Source organism: Marinobacterium sp. NO-S09, from assembly GCF_059179545.1.
The window spans coordinates 789,005-804,361 of the sequence record NZ_CP168954.1 but is presented as its reverse complement, the minus strand read 5'-3'; the positions used below and the strand labels follow the sequence as shown (position 1 = coordinate 804,361).

General features: G+C 58.2%; 13 protein-coding genes. 11 read left to right on the top strand and 2 right to left on the bottom strand.

What is annotated here, in order from left to right; translation table 11 throughout:
* Positions 1-13: 13 nt before the first annotated feature.
* Positions 14-1,213, bottom strand: coding sequence for an MFS transporter (locus tag O3C79_RS03885; protein WP_494384880.1), 1,200 nt, complete (start codon positions 1,211-1,213; stop codon positions 14-16).
* A gap of 106 nt (positions 1,214-1,319) precedes the next feature.
* Here O3C79_RS03885 and O3C79_RS03880 point away from each other — a divergent pair, with 106 nt between their 5' ends.
* The 3 genes from O3C79_RS03880 to serA all read left to right on the top strand — a co-directional run bounded on the left by O3C79_RS03880 (position 1,320) and on the right by serA (position 3,998).
* Positions 1,320-2,204, top strand: a complete 885-nt coding sequence (locus tag O3C79_RS03880; RefSeq protein ID WP_494384879.1) for a LysR family transcriptional regulator — start codon at positions 1,320-1,322, stop codon at positions 2,202-2,204.
* An 84-nt stretch (positions 2,205-2,288) separates the two neighbouring features.
* Entirely contained in the window at positions 2,289-2,570 is a 282-nt protein-coding gene (gene ppnP, locus O3C79_RS03875; protein ID WP_010324724.1) for a pyrimidine/purine nucleoside phosphorylase, read from the top strand.
* Positions 2,571-2,765: 195 nt separating this feature from the next.
* On the top strand, positions 2,766-3,998 hold the full coding sequence (gene serA, locus O3C79_RS03870) for a phosphoglycerate dehydrogenase (RefSeq protein WP_010324725.1): 1,233 nt from the start codon (positions 2,766-2,768) through the stop codon (positions 3,996-3,998).
* Between the two features lie 75 nt (positions 3,999-4,073).
* Here serA and O3C79_RS03865 read toward each other — a convergent pair whose 3' ends face one another.
* Complete coding sequence (locus O3C79_RS03865) at positions 4,074-5,087, bottom strand: alpha/beta hydrolase (protein WP_494384878.1); 1,014 nt, start codon at positions 5,085-5,087, stop codon at positions 4,074-4,076.
* A 72-nt stretch (positions 5,088-5,159) separates the two neighbouring features.
* Here O3C79_RS03865 and O3C79_RS03860 point away from each other — a divergent pair, with 72 nt between their 5' ends.
* The 8 genes from O3C79_RS03860 to O3C79_RS03825 all read left to right on the top strand — a co-directional run bounded on the left by O3C79_RS03860 (position 5,160) and on the right by O3C79_RS03825 (position 15,093).
* Positions 5,160-8,378: a mechanosensitive ion channel domain-containing protein gene (locus O3C79_RS03860; RefSeq protein ID WP_494384877.1), complete on the top strand. Its 3,219-nt coding sequence runs from the start codon at positions 5,160-5,162 to the stop codon at positions 8,376-8,378.
* A 66-nt stretch (positions 8,379-8,444) separates the two neighbouring features.
* Positions 8,445-9,335: a LysR substrate-binding domain-containing protein gene (locus O3C79_RS03855; protein WP_076465366.1), complete on the top strand. Its 891-nt coding sequence runs from the start codon at positions 8,445-8,447 to the stop codon at positions 9,333-9,335.
* A gap of 120 nt (positions 9,336-9,455) precedes the next feature.
* A complete protein-coding gene (locus O3C79_RS03850) occupies positions 9,456-10,685 on the top strand; it encodes a CaiB/BaiF CoA transferase family protein (RefSeq protein ID WP_494384876.1) in 1,230 nt (409 codons plus the stop codon).
* Positions 10,685-11,644, top strand: coding sequence for a hydroxymethylglutaryl-CoA lyase (locus O3C79_RS03845; protein WP_494384875.1), 960 nt, complete (start codon positions 10,685-10,687; stop codon positions 11,642-11,644). The genes O3C79_RS03850 and O3C79_RS03845 overlap by 1 nt, the downstream gene beginning before the upstream one ends.
* 40 nt (positions 11,645-11,684) lie before the next feature.
* Positions 11,685-12,671 (top strand): TRAP transporter substrate-binding protein, encoded by a 987-nt coding sequence (locus O3C79_RS03840; RefSeq protein ID WP_494384874.1) that lies wholly within the window; start codon positions 11,685-11,687, stop codon positions 12,669-12,671.
* Positions 12,672-12,756: 85 nt separating this feature from the next.
* Positions 12,757-13,320, top strand: a complete 564-nt coding sequence (locus O3C79_RS03835; protein WP_494384873.1) for a TRAP transporter small permease — start codon at positions 12,757-12,759, stop codon at positions 13,318-13,320.
* Positions 13,320-14,591 carry a TRAP transporter large permease gene (locus O3C79_RS03830; RefSeq protein WP_494384872.1) on the top strand — a complete coding sequence of 424 codons (1,272 nt, stop codon included), beginning with the start codon at positions 13,320-13,322 and terminating at the stop codon, positions 14,589-14,591. The genes O3C79_RS03835 and O3C79_RS03830 overlap by 1 nt, the downstream gene beginning before the upstream one ends.
* A 145-nt stretch (positions 14,592-14,736) precedes the next feature.
* On the top strand, positions 14,737-15,093 hold the full coding sequence (locus tag O3C79_RS03825) for a DUF4870 family protein (RefSeq protein ID WP_494384871.1): 357 nt from the start codon (positions 14,737-14,739) through the stop codon (positions 15,091-15,093).
* Positions 15,094-15,357 lie beyond the last annotated feature (264 nt).

Here is a 15,357-nt window from a genome sequence, read left to right as displayed (position 1 = left end):
ACAGTTTAACAGATCAGGCCGGGGCAGCCGCCAGGCGCGTCTGCTGTAAACGATAGAGCACCAGGCTCAATGCCAGCGTACCGGCCAGCACAATCAATGACCCCAGCACCACGCCCTGCCAACCCAGGCGCTCCCAGAAGGGGTGCAGATAAAAGCCGCCACAGCTGGCGCCGGTGTAGTAGAACAGCAGATACAGGGAAGACGCACTCGCGCGGGCATGCCGGGCGTTCTGACTGACCCAGCTGCTGGCACTGGAGTGGGCAAAGAAGAAGCCGAAGCTGTTCACCAGAAAACCGACAATGATCAGCCAGAGCGTATCGAACAGCGTCAACAGCGTGCCGTTCATCAGGATCAGAACCCCCAGCGCCATACACAATGGTTGCGCCAGCTTCTGCCCCACCTTGCCAGAGATGGCAGAACCAAAGGTGCCCGACAGATAGGTCAGAAACAGCATGCCCAGCACACTGGCCGGCAGGCTGTAGGGAGCCTCGGACAGGACGAAGGTTATGTAGCTGTACTGGTTGATGAAAATGAAGAAGTTAAAGCCACCGATCAGATAGGCCAGCAGCAGCACGGGATTACGCAGATGACTGCCCAAGTCCGCCAGCATGCGCCCCGGCTTCAGTGGCTGAGGTCGGAAATGACGTGATTCCGGCAGCAGGAGTGCAAAGACCACTAGGCAGAACAGACTCACCAGCGTCATCACCAGGAAGGCGTTGGACCAGCCCAGCCAGTCACCGACAAACCCGCCGATCAAACGTCCGCTGATACCCCCCAGGCTGTTGCCGCCGATATACAGGCCCACAGCCACCAGCATGGCTTCCCGCTCAAACTCATCGCCCATCCAGGCAATCGCCACCGCCGGCAGCCCCGCCAGCAGCACGCCCTGCACCGCCCTCAGCGCCAGCATGGCGGTGTAATGCTCGATAAAGGAGAGCATCAACGTCACCAGTGTGGCACCGCCCATGGTCAGCAACATGATCCAGCGTCGGCCCAGCGCATCAGACAGCGGCCCCCAGATCAGCAGCGACAGCCCCAGCGTCAGCGTGGTGACGGTGAAGGTCCAGCCCGCTTCCAGCGCCGACACCTCAAACGCCTGCGCCAGCATCGGCAGCAGTGGCTGAGTAATATAGACGTTGGCAAAAATCATGAAGGACCCCAGGCATAACGCCAGAGTCGCACGCCAGAAGGCGCTGCTGCCGGAAACGATCATTGAGCTGTCCTGTAGAGAAGTGGACGAAGGATATGGCGGCACAATAGCAGGCGGACTAAAATCATTTAAATATATAGATTTTATGTATTCCATAACGGAAATTGATATGGACCTGCGCAGCCTGAAATACTTCCTGACCGTTGCCGAAACCGGCGGTTTTACCGCCGCCGCCGAGCAGCTGCATATCGCCCAACCGGCCATCAGCATGTCGATCCGCAAGCTGGAACAGCAACTGGACCTGTCCCTGTTTGATCGTCAGGGGAAACAGGTACGCCTGACCGACGAAGGCGAAGTATTGCTGCGCCATGCCCGCACCATCGTGCAGGCGGTGTCGGATGCCGAGCGCGACATGCGCGAACTGCACACACTGGAAGGGGGCGAAGTACGCGTCGGCATCCCCAGCATGCTGGGCTCCTATTACTTTCCGCCCATTCTCATGGCTTTTCGTCATCGCTACCCTGGCATTCGCCTGGAAGTGGTGGAAGCCGGCACCCGCAAGCTACAGCAGATGATCCATTCCGGTGAGATCGATATGGGCGTCATCGTCACCGATGATCCGCCCGACGACCTGGAAACACACCGCTTCCTCGGTGCCCAGATGGTCGCGATTCTGCCCGCCGACCATGCCCTGGCAGAGGCTGACAGCATCAGTTATGACGCATTTTTTGCCGAGGAATTGGTGCTATTCAAGGAAGGGTACTTCCATCGTGAAGTAATTGATCAGATCAGCCAGAAAGCCGGTGTAACGCCCCGTATCGGCTTTGAAACCAACCTGATTCCCTTGATCAAACAGATCGTGGCCCACGGCTTTGGTATCACCACCCTGCTGGAGATGGTGGTTGCCGATGACCCGGCGCTGGTCGCCGTGCCCTTTGCGCCCACGGTCTGGCTTGATCTGTCACTGGCCTGGCGCAAGGGCCATCGACTGTCACGTGCCAACCAGACCTTTGCCGACCTGGTACTGGAGCATGCCGGAAACGGAAACAGATGACGCCGAGGAGCGAGCGGATTATGCTTGCCGTCCCCATAGCGGCCGAGCAGGCTGCCAATAGCGACAGATTGATAAGGAGAGCCCATGCTCAGCACCAACACCTATTTCGACGGCAAGGTCGTATCCATCGCATTTGAAACACCGGAAGGTCCGGCCACATCCGGCGTCATGATGCCGGGTGAATTCACCTTCGGCACCAGCCAGAACGAGCGCATGATCGTGACAGCAGGCCAGCTGACCGTGCGCCTGCCGGGCAGCGACGAGTGGACCGAATTCCCCGCCGGCACAGAGTTCAACATCACTGCCGGTGATTCCTTCGACGCCCGTATCGAAACACCCACCGCTTACCTCTGCTACTACAGCTGATCGCGGTACCGCTGCCGGGCTGACTGGTCCCGGCAGCGTTTCCCTTCAGTCCGGCTCAAGTTGAGCTGAATAATTTTCCGCACCGCATCTTGCCCTGCCACAAAAAAACCTTCGACTTTGTGCTACACTTGCGCCTCAATTTTTCCCTTGGCTGGACGAATTTCCACCGCCCAGCTGCAGCATGAGTCGCAGAAGATGAGCAAAACTACTTCTCTGGATAAGAGCAAGATCAAGATTCTGTTGCTGGAAGGCGTGCACCAGTCCGCGATCGACACGCTGAACGCGCAGGGCTACACCAACATCGAATTCCACACCGGTTCCCTGCCGGAAGAGGAACTGATCGAAAAAGTTCGTGACGTCCACTTCATCGGCATCCGTTCCCGCACCCAGCTGACCCGTCAGGTGTTTGAAGCAGCAGAGAAGCTGGTTGCTGTCGGCTGTTTCTGCATCGGCACCAACCAGGTGGACCTGCGAGCGGCAACCGAAAGCGGTATCGCGGTATTCAATGCGCCCTACTCCAACACCCGTTCCGTAGCCGAACTGGTACTGGCAGAAGCGATTATCCTGCTGCGCGGCGTCGCGGAAAAAAATGCCAAGGCTCACCGTGGTGAGTGGCAGAAGAGCGCCAAGAACTCCTACGAGATCCGCGGCAAGAAGCTGGGTATCGTCGGCTACGGCAGCATCGGCTCCCAGCTGAGCGTACTGGCCGAAGGTCTGGGCATGGATGTCTACTTCTACGACGTCATCACCAAACTGCCGCTGGGCAACGCCAAGCAGGTCAGCTCCCTGCCGGAACTGCTGGGCATGTGTGACATCATCACCCTGCACGTACCGGAAACGGCTGCGACCAAGGATATGATGGCCAAGACCCAGTTCGAACAGATCAAGCAGGACGCCATCTTCATCAACGCCGCCCGTGGTACCGTTGTCGACATCGACGCCCTGTGCGACGCGCTGAAAGCCGGCAAACTGCTGGGCGCTGCCATCGACGTATTCCCGGTCGAGCCCCGCAGCAACAACGACGAATTCATCAGCCCGCTGCGTGAATTCGACAATGTCATCCTGACCCCGCATGTGGGCGGCTCCACTATGGAAGCCCAGGAAAACATTGGCTACGAAGTGGCCGAGAAGCTGGTCAAGTACAGCGACAACGGTTCTTCCATCACCTCCGTGAACTTCCCGGAAGTGGCGCTACCGGAACACCCGAACAAGCATCGTCTGCTGCACGTACACGAGAACATCCCGGGTATCCTTACCCAGATCAACACCGTGTTCTCCGAAAACGGCATCAACGTTTCCGGTCAGTACCTGCAGACCAACGATACCGTTGGCTACGTGGTGGTCGATGTCGACGCCGACTGCTCCAAGCTGGCACTGGACAAACTGCAGCAGATCACCGGCACCATCCGCTGCCGCCGTCTGTTCTGATCGCTTTTTGCCAGATTGATTGACCCGAAAAGGGGCAGCCATAAGGCTGCCCCTTTTCTGTTTCAGCGGCCTGTCTTAACTGCCAACCGCCATGGGAAACCCTGCATTGCAGCGCCGCAGGCGCGCGCTGATGCGATCAAACACCTCCTGACGCCAGGGCTCGGCTTCATTCACCAGATGGTGGCGTGCTGCCGTCAGCCTCTCAATGCTGGCATTGGGCAGCAGGCCAGCCAGCACATCCAGGTTATGTTCCCAGTCCAGTGTGCGATCATCAGTCCCCTGAATAATCAGGGCCGAATGGTCCAGGGGAGCAGCGGTTTCAGCCTGTTCAACCCAGTCCAGCATGGCACCGACCCAGCCCACATCGACAAAATGTTCCTGCAAGGGGTCCTGATGACGCACAAACTCGGTGAAGCTCGCATCATTGGAGCTTTCCGTTGGCTCGCGATGCACCCGACGAATACACCAGTGCAGCCAGCGATAGGTGCGCTCGACACGCTGATATTGATAAGGGCGAATCAGTGGCGACAGCAAAATCTGGTCCACCATGGGCAGGCCACCTAAGCATTGCTGCAGTTGCGCCTTTAGCAGAATGGCACTGCCGGTACTCTGACCGATACCGACCCAGGGCGCCTGAAGGCGATGCTGATGCCGTTTGAGCAGCCCCGCCAGCTGGCGGGCATAGGTGTTGAAGCTGTCGATCTGCAGCCGCTGGCCTCCGGACAGGCCATGACCGGACAGATCAAAAATGAGTACATCCCAGTGCTGCTGCAACAGATGAGTAATCAGGTGTCGAAACAAACCGGCATGATCGGTATAGCCATGTACCAGAATCGCGGTACCACGGCTGTGGGCACGGCTGAAGCGTTGCACCACCAGCTGGGTATCGCCCAGCAGCTCAACGCCCATGTTGTAGGTCGACATCGCAATCGCTGGCTGCAGGCCATAAAAATCCAGGTACGCCTGAAGTTCAGTATTGCAGAGTGTCTGAACTCCCGGCATAAAGGAATCCAGTGACTCACGCAGCCGGCAGGGATGAAAATTGGCTGCGGCATGATTATCCGACGCTATTATTCTTGTTCTGTTCACGGTCATGCTCCTATGCTCTGTTTACGCTGTCCCTATAGTGCCTCCACTCCATGAGCTGATCTTGACAGGATGATGACAAAACGATTAATCCACCACTGGCTATTGATGCTGAGCATGCTGCTGGCCTGTTCTTTAACTGTAGCCGCTTCCCCGCAGGAAGACATTGCGCAACTCGAACAGTTGATCGAGCAGCAGGCTGATGCCGAGGGTGAACAGGCGGCACTGCGGGAGCTGTATCAGAAAACACTGAGCGCCCTGAAGAACCGTCAGCAATATCAGGAAAGAGCCGACACCCTGCAAAAACAGCTGGAGCGGCAGCCGGATGAGCTGAAGCGCCAGCAGCAATTACTGGAACAGGCACATAACAGCGAGCAGGACAGAAATTACCGGGATCTAGGCCGTTCCGATCTGGAGCAGGCGATTATCCTCAAGCGCGCCTCGGTACTGGAGCTGGAGCAGCAGCAACAGGAAAAGGCACAGCAGATTGAGCTCAACAAACAGAAACAGCTGAGTCTGCGCGAGCAACTGGCGGAGCTGAAACAGTCTTCGCCCAGTTTACCCCCTATGCCGCCCGAGCAAAGCGGCCGCACCTTCAACGATGCCCGCCTGCAATTGCAGAACGCCCTGCAGGAAAGCAAAAGCAGCCATATCCGTGCTCTGGAGCTGGAGTTGTTGGCACTGCCGGGCCAGACCGAACTGGCCGAGCTGCAACTGGAGCAGCTGCAACTCCAGCTGAAGCAAGCCAGCCTTGATCTGGAGGCGATGCTCAACCAGCGCAAACAGATGCTGCGCGAGGAGCTGGAAACGACACTGAGCAACCTGAAAGAACCGGTCAATGCGGCCCTTCAGCACCCTCAACTGTCCGCGTTGCTGCAGGATAATCGCCGCATGAGCAAGGAGGTCAGCGACCTGCTCGAACGCGCCAGCAAAACCCAGCAGCAGCGAACCGCACTGGAGCACAAGCTGGATCTGCTCAGCAAGGGCTACAAGGTCATTCAGCAGCAACTGGAATTGAAAAGTTACAGCGCCAGCTATGACCTGCGCCGTTTCACCCTTGAGCTTTCACGCCCGGCCGATCTCAATGCCACCCACCGCGCCCTGAATGAGTTGCGCCTCAGCAGTCTGGAGTTCAGCCGCCTGGGTCAGGCAGGTGCCGATACCCTTGCCGACAGTGATTTGAGCGAGGTGCAACGGGATTACCATGCCCAGCTGACTCAAAACCAACAGGCACTGCGCAACCAGCTACAGGATGGCCGCCAACAGCTGCTCAGCGAACTGTCGCAACTGCTGGCCGTGAAGGAGCAGTTCAACGAGCGCCTGCAGCAGGCCCGCCACCTGATCAACCGACAGTTGCTCTGGTTACCGGTATCGCCACCGGTCTCCTGGCAGTGGCCGGGCGAAATTGCCGCAGGACTGGATCTGTTCAAAACCCAGGTTCAGCAGCTTCGGGCCACACCGATGCTGGCCGAGGATGCCAACCTCGGTTCCCTGCTCGGTTTCACGATCCTCCTGCTGATTCTCGCGTTCTTCATTCACCGCTATCAGAAAAACAACCGTCAGCGCTGGCAACAACAGATTGGCAATGTGGTGCATGACCGCTTTGGCCGCACCCTGAGGCTGTTGCTGTCAGGCGTACTGGTAGCAGCGCCGGTGCCGGCACTACTGCTGCTGTTGCGCAGCTATGGACTCAACACGGGGCATCCCAGCCATATGCTGTTCAGCCAGTTGCTGCTGCTCTGGGCCCTGAGCCTGCAATGCTACCTGATGGCACTGCTCTGGCTGAAAGTGCCCGATGGGCTTTTGTGTGGCCACTTTTCCGTCCCCGCCGTGCTGGCCAAGGTGATGCGCCGACAGCTGCACCTGCTGTTCTGGGTGTCACTGCCTCTGCTGTCCCTCTTGCTGATCACCGATAACTACAACGCCATCGAGCTGCAGAGCGGGCTTGGCCGTTTGCTGTTCCTGGCGCTGGTCGCCAGCCTGATGCTGTTCTGGCGTGGTTTCTGGAAGGTGAGCCACACCTTTGAGCAACTGACCCAGCAGCGCCACTGGTGGCTCAATGCCCACCTGTGGATCGGCCTGATCCTGGCGTTCAACCTGGTCATGTTTGGTCTGGGGCTCTGGGGATACACCCTCACCGCGCTCTTCTTCATGTTGATCCTGCTGGTGGTGATTCTGCAGGGTGCCGGAACCTTCCTGCTGTTCAAACTGGGGCTGCGCTGGCTGTTGATCGAGGAGCGACGGCTGGCCTTCAGCCGTGCCCGTACGCGCCGTGCCGAAATTCTGGCGGCCCGTGAGAACAAGGAGGAAACCCCACCCTTGAGCGAGGACTACCTGGATCTTCAGGCGATCTCGGACCAGTCCCGCGTGCTGCTTAAAACCGCCATTGTCGTGTTGCTGGGTACCTCGTTGTGGCTGACACTGGGTGATTTCCTGCCCACCCTGCAGGTACTGGAGAGCGTCCAGCTCTGGAGCAGCTTCGAGGTTAATGGTGACCAGGAAGTTCTCACCCATGTCACCCTGCGTGACCTGGTGGTGGGCGCCCTGATCATTCTGGTCAGCCTGCTGGCGGCCAAGAACCTGCCCGGCCTGCTGGAACTGCTGGCCCTGCGCCATCTGGACCTGTCACCCGGAACCGGCTATGCCATCACCAGCCTGCTGAAATACTCCCTGATCATGGTCGGTGTGCTGGTGGCCATCAGCCAGTTTGGTGTGCAGTGGAGCAAGCTGCAGTGGCTGGTAGCAGCCTTGGGTGTGGGGCTGGGCTTTGGCTTGCAGGAGATTGTGGCCAACTTCGTGTCCGGCCTGATTATCCTGTTTGAGAAGCCGGTCCGTATCGGCGATACGGTGACGCTGGGCAACGTGACCGGCACCGTGTCGCGCATTCAGATCCGCGCCACCACCATCACCGACTGGGATCGCAAGGAGGTCATCATTCCCAACAAGACCTTCATCACCGAGCAGCTGATCAACTGGTCGCTCAGCGATGCCACCACCCGCGTGGTGATTACCATCGGTGTGGCCTATGGCAGCGATGTCGCCCTGGCCGAGAAGCTGCTGCTGCAGGCGGCGCAGGCCAACGAGCGGGTGCTGGATGATCCGGAGCCGGACGCCTACTTCCGCCAGTTTGCCGACAGCACGCTGAATATCGATCTGCGCGTCTTTGTCAGCAGTATGGCCGACCGGGTGCCGGTTACCGGTGAGTTGAACAAGGCGATCAACGAACTGTTCAACGAACAGGGCATCGAGATCGCCTTCCCGCAGCTGGATGTCCACCTGCATCGCGCCAAATAGACAATTGCGAGGGATCTATCCAAGCGCATAGAATCGAGCTCCCCCTTCCTTACTCGGAGCTGTTGTATGCGCCTGGACCCCACCTCTTTGCGCCTCTTTGTTCGTGTTCTGGAAACCGGCACCATTGCCGCAGCCGCCGATCAGGAGCACATTGCCGCCTCGGCTGTCAGCAAGCGTATCAGCGAACTGGAGGCCAACCTCAATGCGCAATTGCTGACCCGCACCAACCGCGGTGTCGAAGGCACCCAGGCCGGCAAGGCACTGGCCCAGCTGTCACGCAGTGTGCTGCATCAGCTCGATGAAGTGCATGCCCGCATGCATGAATACTCTCAGGGGGTACGCGGTGAGGTGCGAATCGTCGCCAATATTTCGGCCATCACCCAGTTCCTGCCCAGCCAGTTGAAAGCCTTCCTGGACCAGCATCCGCTGATTCAGATCCAGCTGGAAGAGAAGATCAGCTCCGAGATCATCGAGACGGTCAGCCAGAACCAGGCCGACATTGGTATCTTTACCGAAGTGCTGGGCAACACCGAAAACCTGCAGATACATCCCTACCTGTCCGACCGGCTGGTCGTCATCACGGCCAACCAGCATCCGCTGGCGGACTTCGAGCAACTCTCCTTCGTGGATACGCTGCAGTATGACTATGTGGGCCTTCACACCGGCAGTGCCATCAACAACAAGCTGCTGCACGCGGCCTCTGCTGCGGAAAAGCCGTTCCGCATGCGTATTCAGGTCACCAGCTATGAAGCCTTGTTGCGCATGGTGGAACAGGATCTGGGTATCGGCATCATGCCTCAGGACATTGCCCGTCCCTATGTAAACACCCAACGCATCAAGGCCATTGCACTGGATGACCTCTGGGCCAGCCGTAACCTCAAGTTATGCACCAGCAACCAGCATCCCATGTCACAGGCCACGCGGCGCCTGCTGGAACACCTGACTTTGAGCGAGTAAAGCCAGCCATCGCGAACGGAGATGGCAGCCTCACATTTAACCATTTTGTCATTCCCGGGATACAGACCATCATTTTCACACAACTGTGTTGTAGCCATGTGATGTGAAGGTGAAATAACAATGACCGAGGAAACCTCCTCCGCCAAGGAACAGGCAGACCAGCCGCTGCCGCTTGAAGGCGTACGTGTGCTTGAACTGGGCTCGCTGATTGCCGGCCCCTATGCCGCCAGTATTCTGGCTCAATTCGGTGCTGAAGTGATCAAGGTTGAGCCGCCGGGCACCGGTGACCCCCTGCGCCGCTGGCGCAAGATGCACAAGGACACCTCCCTCTGGTGGTACTCCCAGAGCCGCAACAAGAAGTCCCTGACACTTAACCTCAAGGACCCCGATGCCCAGGATGTCATCCACAAGCTGGTGGAAGACTGTGACATCGTCATCGAGAACTTCCGCCCCGGCACACTGGAAAAGTGGAATCTGGGCTGGGAGCAGCTGTCGGCCATCAACCCTTCACTGATCATGATTCGCGTCTCCGGCTACGGCCAGGACGGCCCCTATGCATCCCGCCCCGGTTTCGCCGCCATCGCTGAGTCCATCGGTGGCCTGCGCTATCTGGCCGGTTACCCGGATCGCCCGCCGGTCCGCGCCGGTGTCAGCATCGGCGATACCCTCGCTTCCCTGTACGGTGTAATCGGCGCCATGATGGCGATGCACCACCTCAAGGTAAACGGCGGCAAGGGCCAGTATGTCGACGTGGCTCTTTACGAAGCCGTATTTGGTGTAATGGAGAGCCTGATTCCGGAATACGGCATGTTCGGCTTTGTGCGCGAACGTACCGGCGCCAGCATGCCCGGCATCGCTCCCTCCAGCACCTACCGCAGCGCCGATGATCGCTACATCGTCATTGCCGCCAACAGCGACAGCATCTTCAAACGTCTGATGAACGCCATCGATCGACCCGATCTGGCTGAAGACCCTGAACTGGCGCATAACGATGGCCGCGCCCGTCGCAGCGATGAGCTCGACGAAGCCATCGAAGCCTGGACCTCCAGCCGCAGCCTGAAAGATGCGCTGCAGGTACTGGAAGATGCTGCCGTGCCTTCCAGTGGCATCAACACCGCCGCTGAAATTTTTGAAGATCCGCACTTCCGTGCCCGTGGCATGATCAGCGAACAGCCGCTGCCCGATGGTGAAGAGATCTCCCTGCCGGGTATCGTGCCCAAGTTGAGTGCCACTCCGGGTACCACGCGCTGGCTGGGCCCACAGCTGGGCGAGCACAACGACGAGATCCTGTCCAGTCTTGGCTATGACGCCACGGCCATTCAGGGCCTGAAAGAGAAGGGAGCGCTCTGATGTTCGCCAACCTTCCGCAACCGATTCTGGTCAATGAGGTGGTGACACGCGACGGTTTCCAGAGTGAACCGGCGTTTGTACCCACAGAGACCAAGATCGAACTGGTTAACGCCCTGGCGCAGCTGGGCCTGAACAAGATCGAAGTCACCTCCTTCGTGTCGCCACGCGCGGTCCCCAACCTGCGTGATGCCGAAGACGTGATGCGTGCGATCACCCGCGATACCGACACCACATACGTGGCGCTGGTGCCCAACGAGAAGGGCTGTGCCCGTGCGCTGGAGCTGGCCGTCGACGAGATCAACCTGGTGATGTCGGTCAGCGAAAGCCATAACCTGGCCAATATGCGCATGACCTGTGAGCAGTCACTGGACCAGTTTGCCCGTATCGCCGAAATGAGTGCAGGTACCTCCATGCGCTTGAACGGCTCCCTTGCTACCGCTTTTGGTTGCCCCTTCGAGGGTAATCAGGAACAGGACCGGGTGCTTCGCTTCGTCGATGCCTATCTGGAGCGTGGCCTGCACAGCATCACCCTGGCCGACACCACCGGTATGGCAGTGCCGAACCAGGTGTTCGACCTGTGTCAGGCCGTGCGCCAACGCTGGCCAGAGCTGGAAGTCACCCTGCATTTCCATAACACCCGTGGCCTCGGCCTGAGCAACGTGCTGGCATCATTGGCCGCCGGCATGCATCAGTTCGATGCGTCTTTGGGTGGACTGGGCGGCTGCCCCTTTGCCCCCGGCGCCACCGGCAATATCTGCACCGAAGACCTGGTTCACATGCTGGACGAGATGGGCCTGGAAACCGGTGTCGATCTGAATGGATTGCTCCACCAATCCCAACAGCTGGGTGTCATTGTTGATCACGACCTGCCCGGTCAGATCAGCAAGGCAGGCCCTCGCAGCCTGACCCGCCCGCTCCCTGAATCGGTACAACAGCTGATGCAAAACGGCCGCACCTGATCAGGCCAACACCTATGAAAACTATAAACAAGGAATGATCATGAAACTGAAGAATATCCTCTGTTCCGGCATGCTGATGACCGCCCTGACCGCAATGCCTGCGCTGGCGGAAACCACCCTGAAAGTCACCCTGCAGTTGCCGCTGAAACACCATCTGGGCCAGAACCTGGTGGACTTCAAGAAGGAAGTGGAAAGCGCCAGCAACGGTGACATCAAGATCCAGATTTTCCCGGCCGCTCAGCTGTACAAGGACAAGGAAGTGCACCACGCGGTGACTTCTGGCGCCATTGAAATGGGCGTTATGAGCGTAACCCAGCTGGCCGGTACCATCCCGGCCGTGGACGTGTTCTACGTTCCCTTCATGTTCCCCACCTATGACAAGGTGGTCAAAGCGACTGCACCCGGCAGCGAGCTGCGTACCCTGCTGGATAACGAAATCATCGAAACCGGCGCTCGCCCGCTATGGTGGCAGGCATACGGTGGTGTCGCCCTGCTCTCCAAGAGCAAACCTATCCAGCTGCCGGAAGATATGGACGGCATGAAAGTCCGCGTCTTCGGCAAGACCCTGGGTGAATTCGCCAAATCCGTGAATGCAGCGCCGACCGTAATGGCCGGTTCCGAGCAGTTCCTGGCGTACCAGCGTGGTACCGTGGATGCGGGCATGACCGGTGTAACCGCCGTTGGTCCGCGCAAGCTGTACCAGGTCATGGACCACCTGACCCTGACCAACCACGCCAACATCGAGTTCATGACCATCATCAACGAGAAGGTGTGGCAGGGGCTGACCGATGGCGAGCGCGAGATTCTGCAGAACGCCGCCGTAAAAGTGGAGAAGCAGCTGCGTGACAAGATCCAGACGCTGGAAGCCGACGCCATTGCCAACGCCAAGAAGGAAATGAACGTGGTCGAGCTGAGCGCCGACGACGTGAACAAGTGGCAGCAGGCGACCCAGCCGGTACTGGAAAGCTTCCTGCAGAACGCCGGACCGCTGGGCAAGCAGGTCGTTGACGCTGCTCGCGCGCTCTAACGGCTACCCGGCCTCTCGCTTTTCCTAACGGACCCTCTGTTTCAGGGGTGTCCGTTTTGTACGTTATCAGCCGTCGGAATTATCCATGTCAGATGTGAACGCCTCTTCAAACGACAAGCAGGCCTGGCGTGCATCTCACCCCTCAGGCTGGGTGAGATTCAACCACGCTGTGGTCACCCTGTGCGGACGCCTGGCCTCGGCCCTGTTCGTCACCATTGCGGTGATGATCACCTACGAGGTCATCGCCCGTTATGTTTTTCTCTCCCCCACCATCTGGGTGGAAGACCTGTCCCTGCTGTGCCAGATCTGGGCCTCCTGCCTGGGCGCCAGTTGGTTGCTGCAGCATCAGGCCCTGATCCGCATCGATATGCTGATCAACCACTTTGGCCCACGCCTGCGAGTGGTTGCCGAAATCTGGTCACTACTGGTGATCGCCCTGTTCTCCGCCTGGGTCACCTGGTACGGCAGTGAACTGGTCATTGAATCCATCGCCATGGGATCGGCATCCGCCTCCATGCTGGGGCTGCCCATGTGGATCACCAAGAGTGCCATCCCGGTCGGCTTTGGCCTGCTGTTCATTCAGTGCCTGACCGAAGCAGCACTGGTCCTGACCGGCCACCTGCAGGCGGCTGAAGAGGTGAATATCTGATGACGGTTGCACTGATTATTTTTGCCCTGCTGATGCTGTTACTGTCCGGCGTTCCGGTCGGCTTTGTTCTCGGCGGCTTGGGCCTGGCCATGCTGCTGTTGGCGGATATCTCACCGCTGATGGTGCCCATGGCGCTCTATTCGTCATTCGACAGCTTCATACTGCTGTCGGTGCCCCTGTTCCTGCTGATGTCCAACATCCTGCTCAAGGGTGGTGTCGGCAAGGACCTGTTCAACGCTGTGCAGACCTGGGTCGGCCACTGGCCCGGCGGTCTGGGCATCGCCACCATCACCTCCTGCACCATCTTCTCGGCTATCTCCGGCTCCTCCGTGGCCACGGCGGCGACCATTGGCAGTGTGGCGATCAAGGAAATGACCGATCGCGGTTACCACCGTCCCTTCGTGTTGGGCCTGATTGCTGCAGGCGGTACCTTGGGTATCCTGATTCCACCGTCGATCCCGATGATCGTCTACGGTGTCATCACCGAAGAGTCGATCGTGGACCTGTTCCTGGCCGGTGTGGTGCCAGGCCTGATTATGGCTGGTAGCTTTATCGGCTTCAGCTTCCTCTATGCCATCTTCGGCAAGGCCTGCAAACCGGTGGCCAAAGCCAACTGGAGCGAACGCCGTGCCGCCACCCTGCGCGCCTTGCCCACTCTGTTGTTGGCGGTCGTGATCATCGGTGGTATCTATGCGGGTATCTTTACACCAACCGAATCTGCGGCCATCGGTGTCGCGGTATCGCTGGTGATCGTGCTGGCACTGAAGACCTTCACCTGGGACGGCTTCAAGATCGCCTGCATGGACACCATGAAGACCTCGATCACCATCTTCCTGATCATGGCCGGTGCCAAGGTGTTCGGTAAGGCGATCACGCTGTATCAGATCCCGCAGGAGATCTCGATGTTCGTCAGCATGCACATCGGCGAAGCCGGTCTGTTCATTCTGGCGGTCTGCCTGGTATTGCTGGTAATGGGCTTCTTCCTGGAGTCGATCTCCATGTTGTTGATCATGATGCCGGTGCTCTACCCGTCACTGGCACCGCTGGGGATCGACCCGATCTGGTTCGGTATCATCTTCGTGATCATGATCGAGTGTGCGCTGATTACGCCACCGGTGGGGCTCAATCTATTCGTGATACAAGCCGTGGCAGGGGGGCAGGTAATGGATGTGGTACGCGGCGTCTGGCCGTTTATTCTGCTGATGTTTGCCTGCTTGCTGCTGGTGTTCTTCTTCCCCAAAATCGCGCTCTATCTACCCTTTTACATGTAAACACCACGGGGCCAGCTGGCCCCGTTTTTGTATCCATAGCCACTGGACTGCGCAGGCCATCGATCCGGCTCAGGAACTCGTTTGACCTTCAGCAGCCAAAGTATGAAGATCGATTACCCCCACCCCAAGGTTCAAGGAGTACCTCATGAGCGAGACACCCGCCGTTCAGCAGCCCGAAAGCGGCGCCAACAATGCCAAGATTGTCTACATCCTCTATCTGGTCGCATTGGTATCCGGTATTACCGGTATCATCGGTGTTGTCATGGCTTACATTTATAAAAACGACGCCGCAGACTGGGTGCAGGACCATTATCGCTGGCAGATCCGTACCTTCTGGATCGGATTACTGGTCAGTTTCATCGGCTCCATCCTGGCCTTTATCGGTATAGGTTTCATTATTCTGTTCCTGTTGGCTATCTGGATGATCATCCGCTGTGTCAAAGGCCTGCAGGCGCTGGATAAGGGACAACCCTTGTCTGACTCAGGCAGCTGGCTGTTTTAAAACTACCCCAGACCCCGCTTTCTGTTTACTGCATGTGCAAAGGGCTGCCCGAGGCAGCCTTAGCTTGTAAAAAAACAACCTAAAATTCACGAAAAACTGTCAACAACACGCCATTTGACGCGAAAACAACACTAACGCACCATTTCTTCATACTTTAGCCGCATAGGCGGGACAGGCGCATAAAAATGCGCTATTTTCGCAATGCACAATTCCTTGATGGATAGAATTCCTGTTCTGTTCCTGGTTGTTTGGAGCAGAAAGAGC